This window comes from Maribacter sp. PR66 (assembly GCF_028464205.1).
GTDB classification, from domain to species: domain Bacteria; phylum Bacteroidota; class Bacteroidia; order Flavobacteriales; family Flavobacteriaceae; genus Maribacter; species Maribacter flavus.
The window spans coordinates 1-17,820 of record NZ_JAQPCH010000006.1 but is presented as its reverse complement, the minus strand read 5'-3'; the positions used below and the strand labels follow the sequence as shown (position 1 = coordinate 17,820).

Here is a 17,820-nt window from a genome sequence, read left to right as displayed (position 1 = left end):
GGAGATGAAATCCAAAAAATTATTGGTCATTGGACTTACTTGGCCGGAACCTACCGCTACGGCGGCAGGTGTGCGTATGATGCAATTAATCGAAATATTCAAAAAGTATGAATTTGAGACCTTATTTGTGTCCACTGCTTCAAGAACGGAACATTCCCAAGATTTGGAAGCAATGGGAATTGCGACCAATCACATAAAACTGAACGATGCTTCCTTTGATGCCTTTATAAAAGAACTCAGGCCCGATATCGTTTTGTTCGACCGATTTCTTACGGAGGAACAATTCGGCTGGCGTGTGTTCGAATGTTGTCCAGAAGCGCTACGGATTTTGGATTCAGAGGATTTACATTCCTTGCGGCATTCACGGGAAAACTGTTTTAAAAAGGGCATTCCTTTTACCGAAGCGCATTGGTTGCAAGACGATAGGACCAAACGGGAACTGGCCAGTATGTTGCGGAGCGACCTTACCTTGGTTATTTCCAGCTATGAGATGGAACTCCTGCAACAGACTGCCAGAATTGATGCTTCTCTCTTATGGCATCTTCCGTTTATGTACGATGCCATTTCACAACAAAATGATTGGCCAGAATTTGAGGCACGCAGGGATTTTCTTTTTATCGGCGGGGGATTGCATACGCCCAATGTGGATGCCATAAAACACTTGGAACAGGATATCTGGCCTAAAATATTGGGGCGTATATCGAACGCCAAATGCTATATATATGGGGCGTATCTGCCCGATGCCGTCACGAAGCTGCATAATCCCCAAAAGGGATTTTATGTGCGTGGACGTGCCCGTAGCGTATCCGAGGTCATGAAAATGGCGCGCGTTTGTCTAGCCCCGTTGCGATTTGGAGCCGGTATAAAAGGCAAATTGGTGGATGCCCTATTGAACGGGACGCCCAGCGTAACCACGGGAATCGGTGCCGAAGGAATGCATGGTGCGTTGGATTGGAACGGTTTTATTACCGAGACCCAAGACGATTTTATAGATAAGGCCATTGAATTGTATACGGATAAAACCGTGTGGCAAAAGGCACAGGACAACGGCATACAAATCATCAATACGCTGTACCAAAAAACATCCTTGGAAACATCCTTGATGGATAGGATTACGGAAGTATCGAAATCACTTGCAACACATCGCGAACAAAATATCATGGGAAGAATCTTGGAGTATCATACGGTGCAGAGCACCAAGTATTTATCCAAATGGATTGAGGAGAAGCATAAAAACAAATAAGCCTACTCCTTTAGAATTTCCTGGATTATTGACTTGAACATTTCAATTCCCGTGGATATTAGGGCATCGGGAAAATCATAGTCGGCATGATGTAAAGCAGGGACATTTTCCCCGGCACCGACTCCGAACATCGTAGCCCTATAATTTATTGAGAACCACCCAAAATCCTCTCCAAATGAGAATGGCACCGATTTTTCTATGACATTAAAACCGTTTTTATGAGCTACTCCGGTTACCAAAGCAACGACTTGTGCGTCATTCAAGCTTGCGGGAAAATGCTCGAACCAGTCCAAAGAATACATAATGGAGTTGGATTTACTAATATTGTAACAAATGTTTTCTATTTCTTTCCGTAAGGTTTCCATAGTTTCTGGGTGCCATGTCCTAACGGTATAATGAAGTTCCCCAAGTGCAGGGGATATCCCATAGGACTTTTCGCCCATGTGCATGTAAATGGGCGTCAGGATTTTATAATTGGGATTCTCAGGATCATTAATGTTCAGCGCATCAAACCTCTGAATCGCTTCTGCCAGGCAATGAGCGGGATTAATACCTTTATCAGGTTCCGAGGCATGGGATTCTTTCCCTTTGAGATGTAGGGCGAAACTTAGGACCTCCGCTGAAAAACCGTTTTGTGGTACAAGTATGGAATGTAAAGGATATCCGGGAATGTTGTGCAAGGCAAAGACATATTCAATCTTCAAAGCTTGGAACCTTGTATCCCCCAAAATCCGGGCAGCGCCTTTTCCAGTCTCTTCGGCGGGTTGAAAAACTAGGACAATTTTGCCTTTAGATAGCTGCTGTTCCCGTAACCAAAGAGTCAATCCGGCCACAATGGCCATATGGCCATCGTGACCGCATTTGTGGGAAACCCCTTGATTTTTAGAACGATGGGCGAATCCATTTTTCTCCGTAATAGGCAGGGCGTCTAATTCGCACCGTACGGCAATAACGGGCCCATCTGATGAGATTTCGTAAACAACGGCGAGCCCGTTTCCGCCCAAACCCTCCAAAATTTGTGTGGGTCGGCTGTTTTGCATGATAAACGCCTTGATTCTTTCCGCGGTTTGCGATTCATTTCCGGATACTTCGGGAAATTGATGTAGTTCCTTTCTAAGAGATTTGAGCTTGTCCAACATGTTCATTTATATTCCTAGGGTGTGTCACTTTGAATTGGGAAGCATCGGATTTAAATTTCGGGGTCCCTTCTAAAAATCTGTATCACATCAAAAATAAGGATACAAAATACGACCCATATAAATCCCGCGATGAAACCTCCTGCCACATCCGAGGGATAATGGACCCCAAGATAGATCCTACTAATACCAATACTCAAAATCAGCAAGGCAACCAACACCATCAAGGAATATTTAAAAATCCTATTGATTCTTAATTTGGATATCAGGTAGATTAAAAATCCAAAAAAGGCCATCGCCCCCATGGCATGGCCGCTTGGGTAGCTCAAGGTCTTAACCGTGACCAGATGTTCTATACCCGGTCTTGCTCGGTCCACGAAGCGTTTAAGGGCCATATTGGAAAGGGTTGCCAGTACCAGTACCACGACGGACTGTAGCACATACTTCCAACTTTTAATGATACGCCAGGAAAGTAGCACGAAAAGCATTAAAACGATCAGGTAGCCCGTGACATCCCCAATATCCGTTACGAACTTAAAAAAGGTAGTCAAAGAGGGATTCCTAAAGGAAATGATATAGTCAGTTACTGCGGTGTCATATCTGGCAAGGGTATCGGTTTTTAGGGTATCCGTAAGTTCTATGAATAGATTGATTCCTCCTACCACAATTACAAGGGAGACGATAACCGTAATGATATAGGGCAAACGGGAATCCTTTGCATGAAATAGCTCGGATAGCAGGGTACGTATGGATTTTATGATTCGATAGACCGCTTTCTTCATTGACATTGTTCTATTGTACCTCTAATGTAAGTCTATTCTTAGAGTTGGACGGATAAAATATGGATAGATAATAACTCATTTCATTTCCGCTTGGCAGACTTCCCAAGGAACAACTATCTTTATATCGCAAATTAAAACCGATTTGAAATGACTGTAGCCGAATGGAAAACCGCCTTGGAATTTGAGGATATTACCTATAAAAAGAGTAACGGGGTCGCCCGAATTGCCTTCAACCGACCCAATGTTCGGAATGCCTTTAGGCCCCATACCACCAGTGAATTGATAAAGGCCTTTTACGATGCCCAGGAGGATACCTCCATTGGCGTAGTATTGCTTTCTGCGGAAGGTCCCTCTACAAAGGATGGCATCTGGTCCTTTTGCAGCGGCGGCGACCAAAAGGCCCGGGGTGAAAAGGGCTATGTGGGTGCCGATGGCCAGCATAGGCTCAACATTTTGGAAGTGCAGCGTATGATCCGTTTTATGCCGAAAGTGGTGATTGCCGTGGTTCCCGGTTGGGCCGTTGGAGGCGGTCACAGCCTCCATGTGGTCTGTGATATGACCTTGGCCAGTAAGGAACACGCCATTTTTAAACAGACCGATGCCGACGTTACCAGTTTTGACGCAGGATACGGGTCCGCCTATTTGGCCAAGATGGTGGGTCAGAAGAAGGCCCGTGAGATTTTCTTTTTGGGCAGGAATTATTCCGCACAGGAGGCTTTTGAAATGGGCATGGTCAATGCCGTGGTTACCCACTCTGAATTGGAGGATACGGCCTATGAATGGGCCCAGGAGATTTTACAGAAATCCCCCACCTCCATTAAAATGCTCAAATTCGCCATGAACCTTACGGATGACGGCATGGTAGGGCAACAGGTATTTGCCGGCGAAGCTACCCGTTTGGCTTATATGACCGAAGAAGCCAAGGAAGGCAGGAACGCCTTTTTGGAAAAAAGAAAGCCCAACTTTGGCAAGAATAATTGGTTGCCTTGATTCTTATTAAGTTATAAGCGAAACACTTATCAATCAGGCCATTGAGAACTGTTGAATAAATTGGTTTTCTTTGAACTTATTGTCATTTCGAACGCAGAAAGAAATCCCAAAAAGAATAGGGTAAGGTAGGATTCCTCTTCGCACCATGATAACGGTGCTCTGTTAGTATTACGTTTTATGCGCTGTTTTCCTTAAATGAATGCCTCTGGGCTTAAACTAGGCCAAATTGCTAAAAACTAAAAAGAGCCCGATCAATTCGACCGGACTCTTTTACGAGAACACTATATGAAAATGAAAAAAATTAATTCGTTTTTGTAACACTCTAAAAGTAGCTAGGAAGGCGGGCTTGGGGAAACTATTGTTGTCTCCCAAGGCAGAAATGTGGTCAACCAATGGAATCTTGTAGTCTGGTTGAAAAATCGTACAATAATTTTAACTCAAATTATACATTAGGACTTCGTCATGAGGGTTTAAAATACAATAAACACAGTTGTTTTCTTGATTTTGGCATAGCATCGCTATGGTTAAATTAAAAAACGGCTTAAACAGCGTGTGTTTGAAGTAGTTTGAAGCCGTAATAGATTTTCTATTGCATATTTTGGGTTTTTGAAAACGGCCTATTTAATGGTTTTTAGAATATCGCCGATCAGGGTATTGAAATGTTCGTCCGACTGCTCCTCCAATCCTGTTCGAACAATGACCATGTCCTTTGATGGAACGATAAACACGCGTTGCCCCTGAAAACCATTGGCAGAATACAGGTCCCGTGGCAAATCGGGATATTTCCCTTCCGCATTCAACCAAAAATGGGCGCCGTAGGTACCGTTGGAATGTTCCGTGGGTTTGGTGATGTAGTCCACCCAACTATCTGCAAAGATTCGGTCACCGTTCCAATCGCCCCGGTGAAGGTATAGCAGTCCGAATTTGGCCCAATCCCGCGTGGTGGCCCATCCGTAGGAGGAGCCAACGAAGTTACCCTCTAAATCGGTCTCTATCAGCATGGAGTGCATGCCAATTCTATCGATTAGTTTGGCATAGGGAAAATTCAAGTATTCCTGATGCGTAGGAAATTGCTTCCTTAATATTCCCGAAAGCAGATTACTGGTGCCTGAAGAATAGTTCCAAACTTCGGTGGGTGGCGCGATTACGTCATTATCGGACTGTGCTTGCGACATATCGGAATCGAGGAACAACATTTTGGTGACATCGGAGATTTTAAAGTAATCCTCGTCCCAGGCCAATCCGCTTTGCATCCGCAATAAATGGTTCAGCGTTATTTCTGATTTTGGGCCATCGGTATTATAAAGCGATTCAAAAGGGCGATATTCCAGGGAAATTCCATTTTCATATTCCAAAATGCCATATAGGGTTCCCAAAATACTTTTGGTCATGGACCAGCCTAAAATTTTGGTATCCTTGGTAAATCGGTCACCATATTTTTCCCCAATGATCTGGTCTTTATATACCACCAATAGGCTTCTGGTCTTTTGAACGGAATCCTGTAAGGCCCTGCTCAGTACATATTCCAAGGCATCATAATCCACATTGGCCATTACGGTATCCTTAACCCCCTGATTTCCGTATGGAAAGGGTAGGGTGTCTCTTTTTTGGTTTCGTTCCGGAACTATGGAAAAGTTGTGTTTTTGATGCTCGGTATTGGTCAGAACGGCTCCCAGCCCTTCTTTGTAGACCGATATCCGTTCCATGAGTCCGTATACGGAAGCCTTGGCAGATTTGATTTCCGAATCGGCTTCGGCCGTAGCCAGGTTTATCAGGGGCATATCGTGGTCTACTGTGTTCACGAAATAGGCGTTCCTTTTTGCAAGAAATACATTGGATGCCAAATTTTTGGAGGCATAACCGGAAATGAGGTTCAGTTTGGGATAATTGATGTAGCCGAATATCAGAAGTCCGACCAACAGGAGGGCAAAGGCCCATTTAATTTTTTTCATATTCCATCTATTGGCTTCTAAATTAGAGAAAAAGGTTTATATGGGTCGTATTGACAAAAAGAGATTATTAGTATATTCCATGTCTCATTTAAAAGTCATGCATCGAATTCTGGGGCTTTTTGTGCTTTTTGTTAGTATAGGATGTGACCAAAGGTCCAAGGAAGCGGATACGTATGATTGGGTTCCCCTAACCGTTACGGCCACGGCCTATAATTCCTTCCCAGGGCAGACGTCCTTTGAGCATCCAGAAGTAACTGCCTGGGGCGACTCCATCAAACCTGGGGTCAAGTGGATCGCTGTCTCCAGAGATCTTTTAAGACAGGGATTGCGACACAATACCTTGGTAAAAATCGATACATTTGAGGGAATCTATATCGTAAAGGACAAGATGCACCCCAGATGGCGCAATAGAATCGACATTTATATGGGTGAGGACAAAAAGAAGGCCAAGGAGTGGGGGCGGAGAAAGGTCCAGATACAGTATGCCGTTCTTAAGAAAAAAGACACCGTAAACGAAATTCAAAAATGAAGGTTATAAAAATACTGGCCTTAGTTGTCTGCCTGACATCCTGTTCGGTGACCCGTACCATTGTGGACAAGCCCATTACCTTTGATGACGAGCGAAGGATATTGACCTTGGAATATATGCAGGACAGATACGGATTGGTAAAGGAATCCCCTGATATCGTACCTAAAATGATCGTGCTGCATTGGACCGTAATCCCAACCTTTGAAAAATCCTTCAACGCTTTTGATTCGCCAACCTTGCCCAATTCCAGGCCCGATATTAACGCTGCCGGGACCCTGAACGTTTCCTCCCAGTTTATGGTGGACCGCGATGGTACCATTTATAGACTAATGCCCGAAACGACCATGGCCAGGCATGTTATAGGCTTGAACCATTGTGCCATAGGTGTGGAGAATGTGGGCGGGGACACCGGACAACCCTTGACCAAGGCCCAGCTAAAATCCAATATTTGGCTCGTTCGCTATTTGGCGGAAAAATATGATATCGAATATCTGATCGGACATTATGAATACTCAAAATTTGAGAACCATCCCTTATGGTTGGAGCAGGACGAAGGCTATAGGACCCAGAAGACCGACCCGGGAACCGATTTTATGCATAACATTAGGAAGGCCGTAAAGGATTTGAACTTTAAACCTATCCCTGAATGAAACCCTCGTCGAGGGATTTTGTATGGAAAGTTAAGTACCTCTACGAAGACCCGAGGTGTAATTTGAACCTATTGTCTTGACCAAAGGTGTCAGTTCGAGTGATTTTTCGCAATGCAATGAAGAAAAATTTTATCGAAGAACCTTTTTAAGGCCGAAAAGGAGCCTGCCCTGAGCGAAGGCGAGGGGTTCTCGATACACTTGATTTTCGATGGGAAAAATCGAAAATCAACCACTCGAACTGACATTTTTGTATAATATTTTTAAAATGTACGAGGAGTAATAAAAAAGTAAATATTTGATAATAGACATTTTAACCAAATTTCAAACGAATGAAAAGATTTCATTGTGTTATCATTGCTTTCTTAATCCTGACAATTTTTACCAGCCAGGCACAGGATATAACCGAACAATTGTACGAGACGTATGAAAAATATAAGGAACCCACGCTTGGGAAAAGAAGAATAAAGCACGCCGATCTACAACCCTTGTTGGAGAAATTCAGAAGGAATCCGAAGTTCACGGTGAATAAGGTTGGCACCTCCATAGGTGGAAAATCGCTTTCCTTGGTCAGTATTGGTAGCGGTGCAACCGATGTTTTTTTGTGGTCCCAGATGCATGGGGACGAGCCCACCGCCACCCAGGCAATTTTTGATATCCTTAATTTTTTGGACAGTCCCGATTTTCAGGAAGAAAAGGAAGCGATGCTTTCCAACCTGACCATTCACTTTTTGCCCATGCTCAATCCGGATGGGGCGGAACTCTTTCAACGTCGTAACCTGTTGGGAATCGATATCAATCGGGATGCCCTTCGTTTGCAATCGCCCGAAGGAAAGACCTTGAAAAGGGTGCGGGATAGTCTGGAGGCCGATTTTGGCTTTAATCTGCACGATCAAAGTACGTACTACAATGCGGAGCGCACTGAAAAGCCGGCCACCATATCCTATTTGGCCCCTGCTTTTAATTACGAAAAGGATATTAATGAAGTGCGCGGGAATGCCATGAAAATCATTGTTTTCATGAACAATATCCTTCAAAAATATGCACCAGGACAAGTAGGACGGTATAACGATGCTTTTGAGCCTAGGGCCTTTGGCGACAACATCCAAAAATGGGGTACTAGTACCATTTTGATTGAATCGGGTGGGTATCCTGAAGACCCGGAAAAACAGGAAATCCGAAAACTTAACTATGTCTCCATTTTATCGGCCATCTATACCATAGCCAAGGAAAATTTCAAGGAAATCGATATCTCGGAATATGAAGAAATACCTGAAAACGATAGGATGCTGTTTGACCTAAAGATTGTAGGTGCGACCTATAATCTAATGGGTGATTCCTATATTTTGGACTTGGGCATCAATCAGGTGGAGGTGGATTATGAGGACCATGATAATTTTTGGTACAGCAGTAGGATTTGGGATCAAGGCGATTTATCCACCTATTACGGTTATGAGACCTTGGATGGCACAGGTCATGAAATTGTTCCGGCAAAGGTATATGGTCAAACGGTTTCCACTATGGCCGAAGCAAAAAAGTTGGATGCCAAAAAATTGTTATCCGAAGGCTATGGCTACCTTAAAGTATCCGATATTCCGCTAAAACAATTGAATTCGCCCATACCCTTGCACTTGGTGGGCGATAATTTTAAGGCGCCGGATTTACGACTCCAGCCGGGTATCAATCCCACTTTTTTCCTTAGAAAGGATGGAAAGTATACGTTTGCGGTCATCAATGGTTTTCTTATCGACTTAGCGTCAAAAAACATTACTATTCCCAATGCCATGATTTTTAGAAAGTAATCTAATAACCAAATTGAACAGTCAAATAATGACCATGTTTTAAAAGAAGATATAACATGGTGAACAATATGGCTACAATTGCCGAGAATATAAGTAAAACCAGACTTTTAATGGGGTTTGGTAAAATGCCCAGGGCACTTTTCCAATAAATTTCTTTGAGTACATCCATGACGTTTAATTTTTAAATTGAACATTCCAATAGCCTTTAGGATGTGTATGTTTGGTATTCTTTGGGGTTGTTATAATATATAAACAATTACGGGACCACCAAACCCTACCAGAGATTCCTGAAATAAAAATGGGCGGCCATGGCCGCCCTTAGTTTTAAAAATTCAGTTTTTTCTTAGTCGATACTAGCTGTATCTGCATCCATCAAGGCGAAGAATTTGTCCAAATTGGGAAGGATTACGATTTTGGTCCTTCTGTTCTTGGCCATATTTTCCTTGCTGTCGTTTTCTACCAAGGGAAGGTAGCTACTTCTACCGGCAGCGATCAACTGTTTTGGATTTACATTGTATTCGTTCTGTAGTTCGCGAACAATGGAAGTCGCCCTTTTTACGCTCAAGTCCCAATTGTCCTCAAACAGGGGGGTATTGATGGTTCTGGAATCCGTATGACCCTCTACCATTACTTCCATACTGGGTTCGGAATTGATGACATCGGCCAATTTCTTAAGTACATTATCGGCTTTGTTGCTAACCCTGTATCCAGCGGTGTTGAACAACAATTCATCAGAGATGTTTATCATTACCACGGTTTTGTCAATGCTTACGTCCACATCTTCCCCTTCGTCCGCGATGGATTGTTTCAGTTTATAGGAAACTGCCAAATTCATGGAATCCTGAAGTGTTTTGGCTTCGGCTAGTTTTGCTGGATCTACGTTTTCCAAGGTCATTCTCATGTTTGCCTTGGTATTGTTGCTCATTACGGCAACATCATCCACGGTAGTGTACTGACTGTCGTTTATTTCCTTAAGTGAATTTATTTTGGAGTTGTACTCTTCCACTCGGGCCTCTATTTTGGCCATTTTAGTTTCCAACTCTTCTTTTTCTACCTGGGTCTTGGTCAATTTACTTTGCGTCTGTGCCAAGTTGTCCTCCAAGGCCACGTATTTCTTTTTCGAAACACAGGAAGATAAAAGTACAATGGATGCTACCCCGATTATTGATAATTTTTTCATTTCAAGTGTGTATTTAGTTAATAATCTTTCAATAACATGTACGGGAATTTTTTGGGAATGGATTTTTTGGAATGGCAATGTTTTGGAAATTGACCTCTTTTTAAAGGCTTTAAATTGTTGATATAAAAAGGTTTAGGCTGTTAAAATTTAGATATAAAAAAAGAGGCAAAAATTGCCTCTTTTTAAATCAATCGGTATATTTTTTTACTCGCAACCGCCGGTAAATCCATTGGCGTTGAACTTGGTCTGTACCGCACCTTGTCTCGTACCCGTATTTACCTCGATGGCCAAATTATTTTCTCCACTGCCGTCCCGTTTTGGACTGCAATATTCGAAGAGGTAGAAGCTGTTCGCCCGCTCCGAAACCTTTTCTGAAATCTCGTTAAAGGTATCTTCCAAATCATCCTTGTTACTCGCAAATACGCTGGAAGTCTTCCCGATATCCATCAATACCTGTGTATCGATTTCGCTACCCAATCCAATACTGAAAAAAGAAATATTGGAATTGGCGTCGTTCACTTTTTTGAGTGCTGCTTCTTCGGTAAACCTGGAAGCCTGATCCGTACCATCGGTAAAGATGACCACGGAAGCGGCACCAATCTTGTCTCCACTAGTTGTTTTATTAATAATGTCCGTTGCGATATCGGTCGATTTTATGACCGCTCCGTACAGATCCGTTGATGGGTCGGTACTGATGTTATCGGTAATTCCATTGATGGATGTAATCAATTCGTCTTTGGAGGATGTAAGTTCGTTCAACAAATGCAGTTCATTTTCACCATCGAACCAATAAATCGCCATTTTGAAGGAGTCGGACTCTGCATCGGGCATCACGTTGTCCACAAAACTGGCACTGGCCATTTTCAGTTCCTGCAAGCTGCTTTCCAAGACACTGTTGCTCAAATCCAGCACCAAAAGGGCGTTGTTGGAGAATATCTGTGAATTTGGGGAAATACGTGCAAAAGATTCAGACGTGGAAATGGTATTGAAACAATCGTCATTTCTTCCCTGCTCGTAAATGGTAAATTGCTCTGCCGTTAATCCGGGTACGGGATTTCCATTGGTATCGGAAACCCTAAAGAATATGGATACTTTTCCAGGTAAGGTCGTATACTGGTCCTGGATTGAGAGTACGAGTTCACCTTCTTCCAGCCCCAAACAATCGTCTACGGGCACTCCTTTTCCAAGGCCATCACCCAAATTAAGGTTTAGGTCTACATCGTCATCGGCATTACCACAGGAAACAAAAAGAGAAAGCGCAAATAAAAAACCAAAGGTTCTTAGGAACAAATTCATAGTCATACATTTTGAGTTCATCAAGCAGAACGCACTTTCCGCTCGGAAATTATGGGCCATTGAAAAAATTATGTTAAAGAGTGTTAAAGAAAGTACCCAGTCTTTAAAAAACAGGCGGGATTGGGTAATTTTCGCTAATTAGTGGGCAAAACTATAGCAACTGCCATTCAAAATGACGCACGAACTCAAAAAAATTTTTCAGGGGTATGGAAACTTACGGGCCAAAGGTCTCAAAACTGTGTTGGCCAGTGTGGTCGCCCTGGACGGCTCTTCGTATAGAAGGCCCGGGGTTCGTATGTTGATCTCTGAGGACGGTACCATGGTTGGGGCGGTTAGCGGGGGATGCGTTGAGAAGGAGGTGTTTTTTCAGGCCGCGAGCGTTTTTAAGACCGACACCCCGAAAATGATGACCTATGACGGTAGGTTTCGTTTGGGTTGCGAGGGAATACTATATATTCTAATTGAGCCATTTCAACCGACAGAAGCACTGCTCAAGGGCTTCCATAGGGCTATAAAAACCAGGACTCCGTTTAAAATTCTTTCCTATTACGTGAAGGAATACGGGGAACATGCCAATATTGGTTCCCTGTTTTTATTTGATGAAAAACCGATTCCCCTGGGTGCAGGACCCGATTCAACTGAACGTTCAACTTACGAGCAGACCCTAAAACCGTGCTATAAACTGGCCATCGTAGGCGGGGAACACGATGCGGTAAAACTATCCAAAATCGCTCTGGAAATGGGATGGGAGGTTTCTGTAAGCGTAGTACCGTCTGAGGGAAAGACCATAGCCGATTTTCCGGGCATCGACGAGCTTTGGAACGTGGAACCACAAGATTTGCCCATAGAGAAAATCGATGATCAAACGGCCTTGGTGTTAATGACGCACAGTTACGTGAAGGATCTAAAATACCTACATGCGGTAAAGACATGTAAACCGATGTATTTTGGGCTTTTGGGACCTTCCAAAAGACGGGAAAAACTATTCAATGAGTACATCGATTTATATCCCGACGAGGACTATGCTTTTTTTGAGAGCATTCATGGACCGGCTGGAATCAATATTGGTGCCGAAGCTCCGGAGGAAATCGCCATTGCCATACTTTCGGAGATTTTGGCGGTGATACGAAACCAGGAACCCATCATGTTGAAGGACAAGAAAGAAGGCATCCATAATTGAAATCGGTCCAGAACATAGGCGTTGTTGTATTGGCCGCTGGAAAATCCAGTCGGATGCAGGATATCAAGCAATTATTGCCATGGAAAGGTACTTTTTTATTGCAATATGTGCTGAACCGCGTAATGGAACTGGAAGCCAAAAGAATTGTGGTCGTCTTGGGTGCCAATGCCCAAAAAATAAAATCTAGTTTAAAAACCGACCCCTCTTCCACGGATATCATTGAAAACGCCACATGGGAAAAAGGTTTGGGAAATAGTATAGCCGCCGGTGTTCGATATCTTAGGGAAACCTATTCTCCTTTGGATGGCGTGTTGGTATGTCTTGCCGATCAGCCATTGGTCACCCCAGACTATCTAAACCGTATGTTGCTTGAATTCTCAACCCAAAACGTTTCCATCGTAGCCAGTAACTATGGAAAAAAAATGGGCGTTCCGGCAATTTTTGGACCGGATTTGTACGATGCGCTCTTGAAGCTGGACTCCGATTATGGGGCCCGGGACATACTGGGTTTCAATACATCCGTCACCCTCGGCCTGGATGCCCAAGGGCTTTTGGCCGATATCGATACTCCGGAAGCCTATCAAAAAATCTATAACGAAAATCACCACCCATAAATCCCTTTTTATGAAGAAACTAAATAGCCTTATCGCCGCTGCCACTTTTGTAATTGCCTTATCTCAAGCTGTTTTTTCACAGGAAATGAGTTTTGAGGAATACAACCCTACCTCAACGCTCGTCGTTCCGGGTGCCGAGATAAAACAGGCAAAATTCCGATTTATAGACGTCCACAGCCATCAGCGGGACATGTCCGTCGAAAAACTGGGCAGCCTTTTAAAGGATATGGAATCCTTGAACGAGGGGGTTATGGTGAACCTTAGTGGTGGTTCGGGGGAAAGTCTCAAGGAGAAGGTCGATAATATCCAGAAAAGCTATCCCAATAGGTTTGTGGTGTTCGCGAATGTAGACTTTGAAGGAGCGGATGGTGGCGAATGGGGTCAAAAGGCCGCTGCCCAATTGGAGGCGGACATCAAAAACGGAGCAAAGGGACTCAAGGTATTCAAAAGTCTTGGGCTTCGCAATACCGATGATTCAGGTAACAGATTGGCCATTGACGACTCCCGTTTGGACCCTATTTGGGCCAAATGTGCGGAAATGGGCGTACCCGTCTTGATCCATGCAGCCGACCCTAAGTCTTTTTGGGACGATATGGATAGCGATAACGAACGGTGGCTGGAACTAAAAACCCACCCCAGAAGAAAACGTTCAAATACAGATCCCGCACCTTGGGAACAGATTATACAGGAACAGCATAATGTTTTTAAAAGACATCCAAAAACGAAATTTATCAATGCCCACATGGGTTGGCACGCGAACAATTTGGGGAAACTGGGCGAATTGTTGGATGAGATACCCAATATGAACGTTGGTATCTCCGCTGTAATCGCAGAATTGGGTCGGCAACCGCAACATGCCAGGGAGTTCTTTATTAAATATCAGGATAGGATACTTTTTGGAAAGGACAGTTGGAACCCGGATGAATTCCCCACGTATTTTAGGGTGCTGGAAAGCAACGATGAATATTTTCCCTATTATAAGAAGTACCACGCCTTTTGGGCCATGTACGGATTAAACCTACCGGACGAGGTGCTCAAAAAAGTATATTATGAAAATGCCCTGAATTTGATTCCAGGGTTGGATAGATCTCTGTTTGAATAAGGGGCTATAGGTCGGTTTCGACATCTTTTTGTGGAAGCTTTTCAACATCTTGAAAAACACCACAGGAGATTTCCCTTTTTACCAAGGGGGCCGACTTCTTCCTTTTGGTCAGTGCCTCAATTTCTTTGTTCAAATATTGCATGATTGGATGTTTTAAATGGAAACGAATCCCTTTTTTATTTGTTGTATCCCAGCAAATTAAATCTAATCCAAAATATTTTTTATCCCTTTATGTGATTTTTTTGACACATTGCATACCTATAGGGAAATGAAGAAAAACTTGCATGGGGAATAGCGATGCTTTTGCGGAGGTTATACGGGAACATCAGGGGTTACTTTACAAAGTTTCCGCTATCTACACAAATAATGAACAGGATCGGGAGGATTTGTTTCAGGAAATCGTCTATCAGCTTTGGAAGTATTTTGACAGTTTTAGGAACGAATCCAAGATCAGTACTTGGATGTATCGGGTGGCCATGAACACGGCCATTACGCATTTGAAGAAATCAAAACGCATCCCAAAATCGGAACCCATCAAGGAATCCCTGGTTAGTATGGCGGAGGGCACTGACGACCTTTTTCAGGAACGGGTGAGATTGTTACATCGGCAGATTGAAAAAATGAATTCCTTGGAAAAGGGTATCATGCTGCTGTTATTGGAGGGGAAATCCTATCAGGAAATAGGGGAAATAACGGGATTGAATACGTCCAATGTGGGAACTAGGATATCCCGAATCAAGGAAAAACTTAGAAAAAACATGGTAAAAACATAAGCAGATGGAATTGGAAGAATTACAGGCGAATTGGATGGCCATGAGCCAGGAATTGGAAAATCAAAAAAAATTAACGAACGAAATCATCTTGAAAATGACACGGAACAACTATAGGAACAAATTCAGCAAACTCAACAATTACGAGAACGTAGGGGCCATTATATGCTATATATTGGCAGGGTTTATACTTTTTAATTTCTGGAAACTGGATACCTTGTACTTAAAGCTTTCTGGAGTATTTACACTAGCTTTTTTAACGATTTTGCCCACCTTGGTGTTGCGTGCATTGCATCGAATAAAAAACCTCGATATCCTTACTAAATCGTACAGGGAGAACCTCATAACCTATACTAAGGAAAAAAAACGACTCCTAAAACTTCAGCAAATTGCCATTGCCGTGAGCTTTATTTCCTTACTGTTCTCGCCAGCCTTGGCCTTAAAGCTGCTCAGGGACAAGACATTGATCCTTTCGGAATTGAAACCTGAACAGATAATAGCCATAGTGTTTGTTCTTGTTCTTATGGTTTTTGTAAGCCGATGGGGCTATAGAAGCTATAAAAAGGTAACGAATTCTGCCGAAGCCCTGTTGGAGGATTTGGAAGCATGATTATTCCGTCAATTTCTTTTGGATATAATTGAGGATCAACATCCAGTTCATTTTTAATAGAAGGGAGGCGGTGGGCACGTTGTCATCGGCAATGGCAGAAATTATGGCCTCATGCTGATTGTCGGATTTATTGTAAAAGGAATCGTCCGAAGTAAAGGCACGCTCGTAAAAGAATATTCGGGTTCGTAAATCTTGCAGGATTTTTAACGCCAGTTCGTTTTCGTACCCTTTGGTAAGCAGGTGGTGAAATTCCAAATCGGCCTGAATCCGACTAATGGCATCTTGGGCATTTTCGAATACATCCTGTTGCTTTCTAAGCGCGTCGATATGATCCCTATTGAATTCCGAGTTTTCAATGGCCATAACCTCTAAGCTGGCGACCAGTCCGTAGAGGTCCTCGGCTTCCTTAACATCAAGCTCGGCAATGATAAATCCTCTGTTAGGTACTGCCTTTATGATATGGGACTGCTGTAGTTGGGTCAATGCCTCCCGTATGGGGGTCACACTAACTCTTAATTCCCTGGAAAGGGCGGCCAAGTTGATGGTCTTACCTATGTGCAGCTTCCCTTGCTTCATTTCAAAAAGCAGGTAATCCCGTACCTGGTCCCTTAGGTTTATTTTCTGAATCATTTTCAAATATAATATATCGTATATGATTTTAACTCGGTTTTTGGGTTTCTAGTATATCGTTTGAAGTCGGCTGCCGGAAATTATTCGTTGAAATGCACGGTTTGCGTGCTCCTAAACCATACTATTTTTGGTGGTTGCACGTTTTTATGATTGTAATAAGTAACCATTTAATCAAATAAAAAAGAAAATAGCATGAAATGAACCATAACAAGTCTTAATACCTGTCTAGATGGTTTATGGTGAATTGCATCTAACCTTTTAAAAACAAATAAAATAAACAGATGAAAATTTTGAAAAACACGTTGAAGAATTTAAGTCTTTTGGCCACTGTCCTGATGCTAGGGTACAGTTGTAGCGATGATGCCGAAAAGGACAATGACATAGTACTTTCACAAGCCGACTTGGAGGCGGTGCTGGAAACGGACGATATTGTAGGTGGTATCGATGTTGCCCTGTTCGAACTTTACAACAATAACGGAAGTACTGGAAAAACTATGGTCAATGAGTGCTACAGTGCCCAGTATACGGAAACGGGATATGTGGCCACATTTAACAATTGTGTCCTCAATGGTACCGAAAATATTAACGGAACCCTAACCGTGACCTATGACACCGACGGGGAACAAGGGTCTTTTTCGGCCAGTTATGAAGATTTTTATGTAGGCGAAATCAAAATCAATGGAACCAGATCCTATCAGTTAAATGCCAATTCTGAAGGAAATAGTGTTTCATTTTCGGTAACTAGCAACCTTACGGTTGAAATGGCCGATGGCTCCTTAATTTCCGACGAAGGCGAAAGGTCTTTTACCCTTACTTTTGGTGATTCGCTTGAATCGACTACCTATAGCATTGCTGGAACTTGGACCGTTGTTTACGAAGGAAATACGTACAACGTCACGGTAAATGCTCCGTTGACAAGTAGTGTCAACTGTGGGTATGTAGCCGCCGGTGATATGACCGTTTCTAAAAACGGCCTTACCGTAAATGTAGATTTTGGCGATAGTACGTGTGATAACGTTGCCACCATTACCTACCCAAATGGAGTAGAAGAGGAGATTACCCTGCGTGACTAAAACATTTGCCCTTAAAATGGCAGACAAAAAAAGGATAAGATTGATGAGGTCTTATCCTTTTTCATTTTATGTGTATGCTAAACCAAAGCTATGACTTCCTTGGCAGCTACCCAACGGACTTTACCTTTGGTCAGCCTTTTCGCTTCGGTTATTGAATGTTTGATATAAGTTCTCATGTTGTTCATTTTTGTCCCGAAATGAATCGGGATCTGATTGATGATTAATTGATTGATTGATGAATTCCGGATTAATGGGTATGGTTTCTAACCTCGGCCCATTGCACG

18 protein-coding genes are annotated in these 17,820 nt (G+C 43.0%); 11 read left to right on the top strand and 7 right to left on the bottom strand.

Going from position 1 to position 17,820, the window contains the following annotated elements; all coding sequences use genetic code 11:
* Positions 1-4: 4 nt before the first annotated feature.
* Positions 5-1,243, top strand: a complete 1,239-nt coding sequence (locus tag PP181_RS11555; RefSeq protein ID WP_272637230.1) for a glycosyltransferase — start codon at positions 5-7, stop codon at positions 1,241-1,243.
* Between the two features lie 2 nt (positions 1,244-1,245).
* Here PP181_RS11555 and PP181_RS11550 read toward each other — a convergent pair whose 3' ends face one another.
* Positions 1,246-2,382 carry an amidohydrolase gene (locus PP181_RS11550; RefSeq protein ID WP_272637229.1) on the bottom strand — a complete coding sequence of 379 codons (1,137 nt, stop codon included), beginning with the start codon at positions 2,380-2,382 and terminating at the stop codon, positions 1,246-1,248.
* A gap of 50 nt (positions 2,383-2,432) precedes the next feature.
* Positions 2,433-3,161: a phosphatase PAP2 family protein gene (locus PP181_RS11545; RefSeq protein ID WP_272637228.1), complete on the bottom strand. Its 729-nt coding sequence runs from the start codon at positions 3,159-3,161 to the stop codon at positions 2,433-2,435.
* A gap of 147 nt (positions 3,162-3,308) precedes the next feature.
* On the opposite strand from PP181_RS11545, the gene PP181_RS11540 reads away from it, so the two are divergent.
* A complete protein-coding gene (locus tag PP181_RS11540) occupies positions 3,309-4,151 on the top strand; it encodes a 1,4-dihydroxy-2-naphthoyl-CoA synthase (RefSeq protein ID WP_272637227.1) in 843 nt (280 codons plus the stop codon).
* 617 nt (positions 4,152-4,768) lie between these two features.
* Here the strand turns inward: PP181_RS11540 and PP181_RS11535 are convergent.
* On the bottom strand, positions 4,769-6,103 hold the full coding sequence (locus tag PP181_RS11535) for a serine hydrolase domain-containing protein (protein WP_272637226.1): 1,335 nt from the start codon (positions 6,101-6,103) through the stop codon (positions 4,769-4,771).
* Positions 6,104-6,200: 97 nt separating this feature from the next.
* Between PP181_RS11535 and PP181_RS11530 the strand changes: the two genes are divergently transcribed.
* The 3 genes from PP181_RS11530 (at position 6,201) to PP181_RS11520 (ending at position 9,081) form a co-directional block, all read left to right on the top strand.
* Positions 6,201-6,632: a 3D domain-containing protein gene (locus PP181_RS11530; protein ID WP_138258849.1), complete on the top strand. Its 432-nt coding sequence runs from the start codon at positions 6,201-6,203 to the stop codon at positions 6,630-6,632.
* Positions 6,629-7,282: a peptidoglycan recognition protein family protein gene (locus PP181_RS11525; RefSeq protein ID WP_272637225.1), complete on the top strand. Its 654-nt coding sequence runs from the start codon at positions 6,629-6,631 to the stop codon at positions 7,280-7,282. The genes PP181_RS11530 and PP181_RS11525 overlap by 4 nt, the downstream gene beginning before the upstream one ends.
* Before the next feature lie 329 nt (positions 7,283-7,611).
* A complete protein-coding gene (locus PP181_RS11520; protein ID WP_272637224.1) occupies positions 7,612-9,081 on the top strand; it encodes a M14 family metallopeptidase in 1,470 nt (489 codons plus the stop codon).
* 343 nt (positions 9,082-9,424) lie between these two features.
* Here the strand turns inward: PP181_RS11520 and PP181_RS11515 are convergent, their stop codons facing one another.
* The gene (locus PP181_RS11515) at positions 9,425-10,261 is read right to left on the bottom strand and encodes an OmpA/MotB family protein (RefSeq protein ID WP_272637223.1); all 837 of its coding nucleotides are present in this window, start codon (positions 10,259-10,261) and stop codon (positions 9,425-9,427) included.
* A 204-nt stretch (positions 10,262-10,465) separates the two neighbouring features.
* On the bottom strand, positions 10,466-11,557 hold the full coding sequence (locus tag PP181_RS11510) for a vWA domain-containing protein (RefSeq protein ID WP_154919129.1): 1,092 nt from the start codon (positions 11,555-11,557) through the stop codon (positions 10,466-10,468).
* A gap of 172 nt (positions 11,558-11,729) precedes the next feature.
* Here PP181_RS11510 and PP181_RS11505 point away from each other — a divergent pair, with 172 nt between their 5' ends.
* Genes PP181_RS11505 through PP181_RS11495 form a run of 3 tightly spaced genes read left to right on the top strand, consistent with a single transcriptional unit; the run spans position 11,730 to position 14,453 of the window.
* Positions 11,730-12,737 carry an XdhC family protein gene (locus PP181_RS11505; protein ID WP_272637222.1) on the top strand — a complete coding sequence of 336 codons (1,008 nt, stop codon included), beginning with the start codon at positions 11,730-11,732 and terminating at the stop codon, positions 12,735-12,737.
* Positions 12,734-13,351: a nucleotidyltransferase family protein gene (locus tag PP181_RS11500; RefSeq protein ID WP_272637221.1), complete on the top strand. Its 618-nt coding sequence runs from the start codon at positions 12,734-12,736 to the stop codon at positions 13,349-13,351. Before PP181_RS11505 ends, PP181_RS11500 begins: the two co-directional genes overlap by 4 nt.
* Before the next feature lie 10 nt (positions 13,352-13,361).
* The gene (locus PP181_RS11495; protein WP_272637220.1) at positions 13,362-14,453 is read left to right on the top strand and encodes an amidohydrolase family protein; all 1,092 of its coding nucleotides are present in this window, start codon (positions 13,362-13,364) and stop codon (positions 14,451-14,453) included.
* A gap of 4 nt (positions 14,454-14,457) precedes the next feature.
* Here PP181_RS11495 and PP181_RS11490 read toward each other — a convergent pair whose 3' ends face one another.
* Positions 14,458-14,595, bottom strand: coding sequence for a hypothetical protein (locus tag PP181_RS11490; protein ID WP_272637219.1), 138 nt, complete (start codon positions 14,593-14,595; stop codon positions 14,458-14,460).
* 142 nt (positions 14,596-14,737) lie between these two features.
* Here PP181_RS11490 and PP181_RS11485 point away from each other — a divergent pair, with 142 nt between their 5' ends.
* Together PP181_RS11485 and PP181_RS11480 are read left to right on the top strand one after the other, a co-directional pair.
* On the top strand, positions 14,738-15,226 hold the full coding sequence (locus PP181_RS11485; RefSeq protein ID WP_138258841.1) for an RNA polymerase sigma factor: 489 nt from the start codon (positions 14,738-14,740) through the stop codon (positions 15,224-15,226).
* Positions 15,227-15,230: 4 nt separating this feature from the next.
* Positions 15,231-15,833 carry a hypothetical protein gene (locus tag PP181_RS11480; RefSeq protein ID WP_272637218.1) on the top strand — a complete coding sequence of 201 codons (603 nt, stop codon included), beginning with the start codon at positions 15,231-15,233 and terminating at the stop codon, positions 15,831-15,833.
* Here PP181_RS11480 and PP181_RS11475 read toward each other — a convergent pair whose 3' ends face one another.
* On the bottom strand, positions 15,834-16,463 hold the full coding sequence (locus tag PP181_RS11475; protein ID WP_272637217.1) for a GntR family transcriptional regulator: 630 nt from the start codon (positions 16,461-16,463) through the stop codon (positions 15,834-15,836).
* 281 nt (positions 16,464-16,744) lie between these two features.
* Between PP181_RS11475 and PP181_RS11470 the strand changes: the two genes are divergently transcribed.
* Positions 16,745-17,536 (top strand): hypothetical protein, encoded by a 792-nt coding sequence (locus PP181_RS11470; RefSeq protein WP_272637216.1) that lies wholly within the window; start codon positions 16,745-16,747, stop codon positions 17,534-17,536.
* Positions 17,537-17,820 lie beyond the last annotated feature (284 nt).